Genomic DNA, 7671 nt, shown 5'->3' on the forward strand with positions numbered 1-7671 from the left:
TCTCCGACTCTTTATTGGGCTTCGTAGGGCATTTTCGTTATGATAGCGCCCCAGCCTTTTGATCAACAATAAATTCCAATGATAGTTGCGCTACCAGTAAAACCACAGTTTAGTCTCGGCCCGTTAATTCTGGCCATTGTTTGCATTGCCTTCTTTTTTGCCGGTCAGTCGATGACCGATCTGCTGGCCTACGACCGTTATGCGTTGCAAAGCATGGAAACCTGGCGCCTGATCAGTGGCAACCTCATCCACACCAACGGGTACCATCTGTTATTAAACCTGGTTGGCCTGGCCTTACTGTGGGCGCTGCATGGCGAGCATTATCGCCCGGTCACCTTTTTAAAGTTGTTTATCTGGTGTGGGTTGGGTACCAGCCTGGGCATTTACTTTCTGTCTCCGCAATTAATCTGGTATGTGGGTCTTTCTGGTGCCTTACACGGCATTTTTGTGTGGGGAGCTTTTATGGATATTTTAAATAAAGTCCGTTCCGGCTGGTTATTACTGGCCGGTGTTGCCGCCAAGCTGGTGTTTGAACAGTTGCAGGGAAGCAGCGAGGATGTGGCCAGTTTAATTGATGCCAGTGTGGCTGTTGATGCCCATTTATACGGCGCGGTGTGTGGTGTATTGCTGTTTGTACTAATGTGGGGAAGCAGCCTTGCAGCAGGCTTTATAGCCAGCCGCCGCAAGGCATAAATTAATAGCTAGAGATTTTCTTCGAATAGCCCGTAAATACGGCGGTATTCATCCAACCACGAACTGGGCTGTACAAAACCGTGCGGCTCTACCGGGTAGATAGCCGTTTCAAAGTCGGTTTTCTCCAGCTCAATCAGGCGTTGCACCAGGCGCACCACGTCCACAAAGAATACGTTGTTATCCACCATAGGCGCGTTGATCAGCAGCGGTTTTTGCAACCCTTCGGCAAAATAAATTGGCGAGCTTTTGCGATAAGCAATGGGATCAACATCCGGCGTATTGAGGATATTAGAGGTGTAGCCGTGATTATAATGCGCCCAGTCAGACACCGGGCGTAACGCCGCACCGGCCTGGAACAGATCCGGGGCATTAAACATCGCCATAAAGGTAAGGAAGCCACCATAAGAGCCACCATAGGTGCCGATTCGGTCGCGATCCACGTTGGCATTCTCTACCAGCCAGTTTACGCCATCACGCAGGTCTTCCAGCTCCGGCGTGCCCATTTGACGATAGATAGCAGTGCGCCAGTCGCGACCGTAGCCACGGGAGGCACGGTAGTCCATATCCAGTACTACGTAGCCTTGTTTAACTAAAAAGCTGTGGAACATAAACTCGCGAAAATAATCAGACCAGCCTAAATGCGCATTCTGCTTATAGCCTGCCCCGTGGTTAAACACTACTGCCCGACGGGGCTCTCCTTCGGTATAACCTTCCGGTAAATACACCCGTGCATAAATGGGCTGCTCCGTATGACTGGAATCGATCGCCACCACCTGCGGTGCTACCCAGGGTTTGGCAAGGAAAGCTTCGCTAATGGTATGGGTTAGCCGCTGCGGGGCTTGCTCACCGTTTACCGCCACTGAATATAACTCCGGCGGACGGGTTACCGTGGAATGGGTAAGCAGTAAGGTTTGCTCGTCCGGGCTTAACACGTAATCGGTCAGGCCATTCAGGTCGGTGAGTGCCTGATGCTCGCCGGTTTGCGTATTAACCCGGTAAATTTCGTAAATACCGGGGTGCTTTTTATTGGCTTTAAAATACACATACTGATCGTCTTCGGACACAGTTACGCTATCTACCACATACTGACCGCTGGTAAGTGCCTTAGGCGCCTCCCCTGGTTGTTGCAGATACAGATGACTGTAACCGGACTTCTCTGACTGATAGAACAGCGTATGGGAATGATTCAGCCAGCCAAACTGGTTGTGGTGGTAGTTGATCCACGCATCATCGTGTTGGCGCAGCTGGTTTACCAGCTTCCTGGCCGCCAGATCAACGGTAACGACCCAGCTGTCTTTGTTGTCCCAGGCTTCCAGGAGCAGGGCCACCTGAGAGCCATCCTCATGCCAGCGGATGGCCGGGCCACTGCGCGACCAGCTGTTAAGCAGGCCGATTGCGCGGGGTAACCGGTTATCCGTGTACTCCTCGCCACGGGCTGCAGCATTCTCGCGTTTTACATCGGCCAGTACATCTTCGTTATAGCCGGGTAAGCCCACATACGAGAGTTCGTGTTTGGCACCGGTAGCCACATCAACCAGCCAGGTGGTTTGCGTTACCGGCTTGGCATCCGCAACCCGCTGGCGCACACTGATTGCGGCAATGCGACCATCTTCCTGAATGTAATGCGGCATAATATCGGAGTCATCACGGGTACTGCTTTTTTTGGTGGTCACGATGATCGCATGTTTACCACTTGGCGACAGCTCAGCGGCGACCAGACGCTCATTGTCATCAAAATACACCGGCGCCGGCGCAACCGCCGGGCTGTGCGCACGCATCGCCTGCTTTTGGGCGAACTTATCTGCGCGGTTTTTGCGCTGTACCTGAATGTACTGGATCAGCGATTGCTGTTCAGCAGCAACAAAGTCTTTAGGTGGTTTGTTGGCGCTAGGCACATCGGCAAATTCCCAGCTCAGCAGTTTTTCCTGCTGACCGCTGGCCAAATCAATGGCGATGTAGGTATTGTATAACCGCGCAAATAATCGATTATCGGTTAAAAAGCCGATATTGCTCAGCGGCTGACCATAGGTTACCCGGACAATCTCACCATCAGGCATTTGCACAAACACGCTGTCTTCGTATTTCCAGGCGGTGTATTGACCGTCACGGCTGGTGGCCTTTTCATCAGACTTGTATTTGTGTAGCACCTCAGGCGCAACTTTTACCGACTCGCCCTGCTGGTTAATTCGAAACACATCATAGAGCTGGGTATCTTCCTGCTTGCGGGAATAAACCACGCTGCCATCCAGGCCAAACCCCGGACTCTGCGGCTGACGACCAAGCCACGTTGGGTCGGTCATAATCTGTTCGAGGGTGATACTGTCGTTTACCTGCGTTGCCTGTGGTGCCTCGGGTTTAATCACCCTGGCAAACTGGCTAACATTGGCGGTGGGTTCTGTCGTAACGGCTTCCGGCGCGGTACTGTTGCAGGCTGCAACTACAACACTCAAGCCCAGTAAAACACTGCTTTTAATTAGAGTATGTCGCATATTATTATTTACTTCGTTATAAATTCGTGCCCATTATAGCCAGCTATCTATGCGGGAAGTAGACATTTGTCCTTGTTTTTCACACGCTGGTCTTGTTAAGCGCACTACGGATAAATTGATCCAACCTACCCGCCCGGACAGTATTGGTGTTAACCCCTAACAACAGGAATAAAGCAATGAAAAAACTAGTTGGCGCATTGTTATTCAGTACGCTTCCTTTATTCGCGCAGGCAAACAGCTGCCCTGACGTATTAAAGTTCATGAAACGTAAACTCAATTCTCAGGAAACCGTAAATTTGTGCAGCGAATACCAGGGCAAAACCCTGTTGATTGTTAACACTGCCAGTTACTGTGGCTTTACTCCACAGTTTGAAGGGCTTGAAGCCATGTATGATGAGCTCAAGGACGACGATTTTGTGGTACTGGGCTTTCCATCCCACGATTTTAACCAGGAAGACGACGATGAAGGTAAAACCGCCGAACTTTGCGAGTTAACCTACGGTGTGGAATTCCCGATGTTTGAGCCGACCCATGTGAAGGGTGATGATGCCGATCCGCTGTATCGCATTCTGGCCAAAGCCACCGGTGAGGAGCCGAGCTGGAACTTCAATAAGTACCTGGTAGATAAAAACGGTAAAATCGTTAAGCACTACAAGAGCTCAGTAAAACCTTCTGATAAAGAACTACGCGGTGACGTTGAAAAAGCGTTAGCCATGTAATTTTCTTCACGCATAAAAAAAGCCCCGCAAACTGCGGGGCTAATATGCACACTCAACTTGGAACACACTTAAACAATCGGGGGTTCACACATTAAAACCCGTAATTGCTAGTTGCATAGAGTTAGTCCCTCGCATTGATCTAAAGTTCAAACTTTTTCACAAATTGTTGCAAATATTTTTGCTGCCCTCATCAGTTAATCTGCCCCACTATTCTCACTCAAAATAAAAGCGAATTATTACAAGCTGTTAAATTCGCAGGCTCACAATTGCAGAGACAAAAAAAACCTGCAAAATGCAGGCTTTTCTAATTCGTTAATCGTGATGTTTGTGCTTAAAACTTTGCCAGTGCCTGGTCAAAGTCGGCTACCAGATCGTCGGTATCTTCAATCCCCACCGACATTCTGATCATAGTTTCGGTTATGCCCATGCGCGCACGCTCCCGCTGGCCATTCTCAAAAAAGATGGTGGAAGCCACCGGCAGTGCCAGTGTGCGCGTATCACCAAGGTGGGTGGCTGATAGCACTAACTTAAGCTCATCCAGGAATTCGCAAGGGTCGATACCAGGCACCAAATCAAAGCTCAGGATCGCACCATAACCACCTAGTTGCTCACGAGCTACATAGTGCTGCGGATGATTAGAAAGGCCCGGATAATACACTCGCTCAATCTTATCCTGACTTTCCAGATAGGTGGCCAGTTTCATGGCGTTTTCGGTGCTACGCGCCATACGCAGAGACAGGGTCTCAATACCTACCGAAATAAGATGTGCCGATTGCGCTGCCAGCGTAGCGCCCAGATCACGCAGCCCTTTTTTGCGAATTTGGGTGATGCCCCACATGCGCTCGTCAGCAACCTGATAAGCCGGTTTAATATTATTGAATGACGTCCAGTCGTAGTTGCCCATATCCGTTACCGCACCACCGAGCACGTGGCCATGGCCACCGTGATATTTGGTGAGCGATGTCAGCACCAGTGAAACTTTCATAGCTTTGGCATCGAACGCTGGTGGCGGTGTCATGGTGTTATCTACCATAAACAGCAGTTTTTGTTCCTCACACCATTTACCAATGGCCCGTAAATCGGCTACCTGCGTAACCGGATTAGCGATGGTCTCGGTAAATACCGCGCGGGTATTGTCTTGTTTCGCCGCAATCACATCCTGAATAGAGGTTACATCAACAAATGTGAGTTCAACGCCTAAATCCATCAGCGTGTCTAAGAAACTGCGGGTATTGCCAAACAGATACTGACTCACAATTAAGTGATCGCCGGCTTTAAACAGCGACAGCATGGTACTGGTGATTGCAGCCATGCCGGTGGCAAAACAGGCTGTTGCAATGCCGCCTTCCATATCAGCAATAATGGTTTGCAGCGCAGCCATTGAGCCTGATGAGGAGCGCCCGTAAACGTGGCCCATTTTTTTGCCCTGGAAGACATCTACCAGATCTTGCGTTTTTTCAAATTCGAATAAGACAGCGTTGGTGGTACTGGTATGTACGGCACCATCGGCCGGATGATTTAGCTGTCTGTCGGCATGTACTTGACGAGTGGTCACTCCCGGTTTGGTCACGCGTTGGGCTCCGTAATTGTTTGCTGCGGGTATTTAGCGGTGACGGTGCGGTAAAAACTGTATACCGACTCCATCGACACCGTTACATCTTTGGATACTGTAAGGACGGGCCCGAAAACCAGCGTTTTTTGTTGATAATCAAGGCCGACACACTGAATGGGAATTCTAGCGGTTTGTGCTATGTAAAGAAAGCCGCTTTTCCACGGATACACGGCTTTTCGCGTTCCTTCTGGTGCCAGAGCGAGCAGTAACTGTTCTGAACGGCTAATTCGCCCGGCCACTTCCCCCACTACGCCATGGGCTTTACTTCTGTCCACGGCGATACCACCTAAGCGGCGCATCAGGCCGCCTAAGGGCCCTTCAAACAAGGTATGTTTGCCTAAAAACGCCACATCCAGACCGAGTGCCAGTTTAAACATCACACCAATAATAAAATCCCAGTTAGATGTATGCGGCCCAACGGCCAGTACCATTTTAGGGTGATTAGCCAGGCTGCCTTGCACTGTCCAGCCCCGCTTATCCAGCCACCACCGGCAACATGTACCCCACATGCCAACCGGGTATTGTGGGACTGATTCTGGTAATGGCGCTTTGAATGACTGCATATTCCGCCACCAATCGGTTATTCTGTTATCGGTAATTGTAACCGCTATGGAGTGCCCCACCAAAGCGTAACCGTTCACCAAGGCCCTATTGACAGGCAGCTTTAAAGTCGTTGAGCAGAGGATAGGTGGTTTTATTCAGCGTCGCAGCAAGTATTGCCCGGATCCATTTCAGAGGATTCAGCTTTTGTTTTCGGCAGGTTTCTACGATGGTGAGTATACGTTGTCTGAACAGTTCGCCCCGATGTGACCACACGCCATAGCTGCCTTTTCGCCACAGCACATAGCTTCGCAATGAACGCTCGGCTTCATTGTTAGTGAGAGGGACGCCATCGTGACTGAGGAATACCCAGCACATGTCATCGTGTTTTAGCAGTAGCTTACACCGGTTCTGATAGCGGGGAGTCACACAGCGTCTTGATGCCAGTTCAAGTTGCTCTCGCCAGGCGATGCGTAGTTTTTCCATCCGGTCCAGGTATCGCTTTTCACTTAGTGCGTTACTCTCATACCGGTGTTGCAGCCGGAACAGTATGCGAATGAGCCTGACTAACGTTGTTCCATAGGTTTTATTCGTACCCCAGCTTTCCGCCAGCGCATTCATGTTTCTTAAGATATGCGCCCAGCACAATTGACGGTGGTCTGAATCGATGTAGTGATAACCGGCATACTGGTCAGTAACAACAATGTTTTCCGGATTATCGCCGAGTAGTTTCTTTGCCGCCCAGGCGCCACGTGAGAAGTGCGTCATAAAGCATGATAATTCTGCTGTGCATACCTGCCACATCCAGCGGTTTTCGTTACCACGCTGATGACGGGTTTCATCGCAGTGCACCACCGCCTCAGTGCGCATCGTCTCTTTGATATCCTGATACGCTGGCGTCAGTACTGAACTAACCCGGCCCTGCGCTTCAGAGATAGCACCGCGACTGAACGATAAACCGAAGTTCTGTTCGAGCTGCTGCTGGATTTTACTGATACTCTGGTGAAACTGCCCCGACTGCATTGCCACATAGGCTAGCAGGTTATTTCCCATCTGCCCCTGATTCACGTTGTCAGGTAGCGTTGCTTTTACCGTTTTACTGCACTGACAACACTGGCCCTGATGCAACTGATGTTCGACTACAGAGAATGCCTGGCTGGGAATATCAAATACCTGATGCCGACGATAAGGGGAATCATTGATAGCAATGTCACCACCGCAAGCACAAGTATCGTCGGGATAATAGGTGCGCGTCTCATCAACGGTATCGGCCAGCATCCGCTTACTACCTTTATGGCCGGATTGCGCACCGCGCTTACGGCCCGTCGGCTTTTTAGCTGGCGCAGATGAAGCTACACTCGGACCATTAGAAGATGGCGGGCGCGATGAATTACGACTGTTTTGATTCAGTCGGTCTTCGAGGTCATTTAGCCTGTCCCAGAGTGTACTAATGAGCTCATTGGCATCATCGAGATTAGTAGCGACGGGTGGCTTTGTGGGCTGCTTTTTACGTGGCATGAAACCACTCTGACAGACTGGCGGGATCAATCAATAGGATCCCCACGATCATTGAAAATAAATATTACTAACTGTCAATAGGGCCCTGGTGAACGGTTAC

The 7671-nt window shown here is 50.2% G+C and carries 6 protein-coding genes; 2 read left to right on the forward strand and 4 right to left on the reverse strand.

Going from position 1 to position 7671, the window contains the following annotated elements:
• The first annotated feature begins 81 nt into the window (after window positions 1-81).
• Window positions 82-693, forward strand: coding sequence for a rhombosortase (gene rrtA, locus D9T21_RS20740; RefSeq protein WP_123327089.1), 612 nt, complete (start codon window positions 82-84; stop codon window positions 691-693).
• Window positions 694-701: 8 nt separating this feature from the next.
• Here rrtA and D9T21_RS20745 read toward each other — a convergent pair whose 3' ends face one another.
• Window positions 702-3182 carry a S9 family peptidase gene (locus tag D9T21_RS20745; protein WP_123327085.1) on the reverse strand — a complete coding sequence of 827 codons (2481 nt, stop codon included), beginning with the start codon at window positions 3180-3182 and terminating at the stop codon, window positions 702-704.
• A 176-nt stretch (window positions 3183-3358) separates the two neighbouring features.
• Here D9T21_RS20745 and D9T21_RS20750 point away from each other — a divergent pair, with 176 nt between their 5' ends.
• Window positions 3359-3901, forward strand: coding sequence for a glutathione peroxidase (locus tag D9T21_RS20750; RefSeq protein WP_105933195.1), 543 nt, complete (start codon window positions 3359-3361; stop codon window positions 3899-3901).
• A 331-nt stretch (window positions 3902-4232) separates the two neighbouring features.
• On the opposite strand, the gene D9T21_RS20755 is transcribed toward D9T21_RS20750, so the two are convergent.
• The 3 genes from D9T21_RS20755 to tnpC form a co-directional block, all read right to left on the reverse strand.
• Window positions 4233-5471, reverse strand: a complete 1239-nt coding sequence (locus tag D9T21_RS20755; RefSeq protein ID WP_123327086.1) for a cystathionine gamma-synthase family protein — start codon at window positions 5469-5471, stop codon at window positions 4233-4235.
• A complete protein-coding gene (locus D9T21_RS20760) occupies window positions 5468-6076 on the reverse strand; it encodes a 1-acyl-sn-glycerol-3-phosphate acyltransferase (protein ID WP_241155778.1) in 609 nt (202 codons plus the stop codon). Before D9T21_RS20760 ends, D9T21_RS20755 begins: the two co-directional genes overlap by 4 nt.
• 85 nt (window positions 6077-6161) lie before the next feature.
• Window positions 6162-7571: an IS66 family transposase gene (gene tnpC, locus D9T21_RS20765; protein WP_123323152.1), complete on the reverse strand. Its 1410-nt coding sequence runs from the start codon at window positions 7569-7571 to the stop codon at window positions 6162-6164.
• Between the last annotated feature and the right edge of the window lie 100 nt (window positions 7572-7671).

Source organism: Marisediminitalea oceani, from assembly GCF_003731635.1.
Taxonomy (GTDB): Bacteria; Pseudomonadota; Gammaproteobacteria; order Enterobacterales; family Alteromonadaceae; genus Alteromonas; species Alteromonas oceani.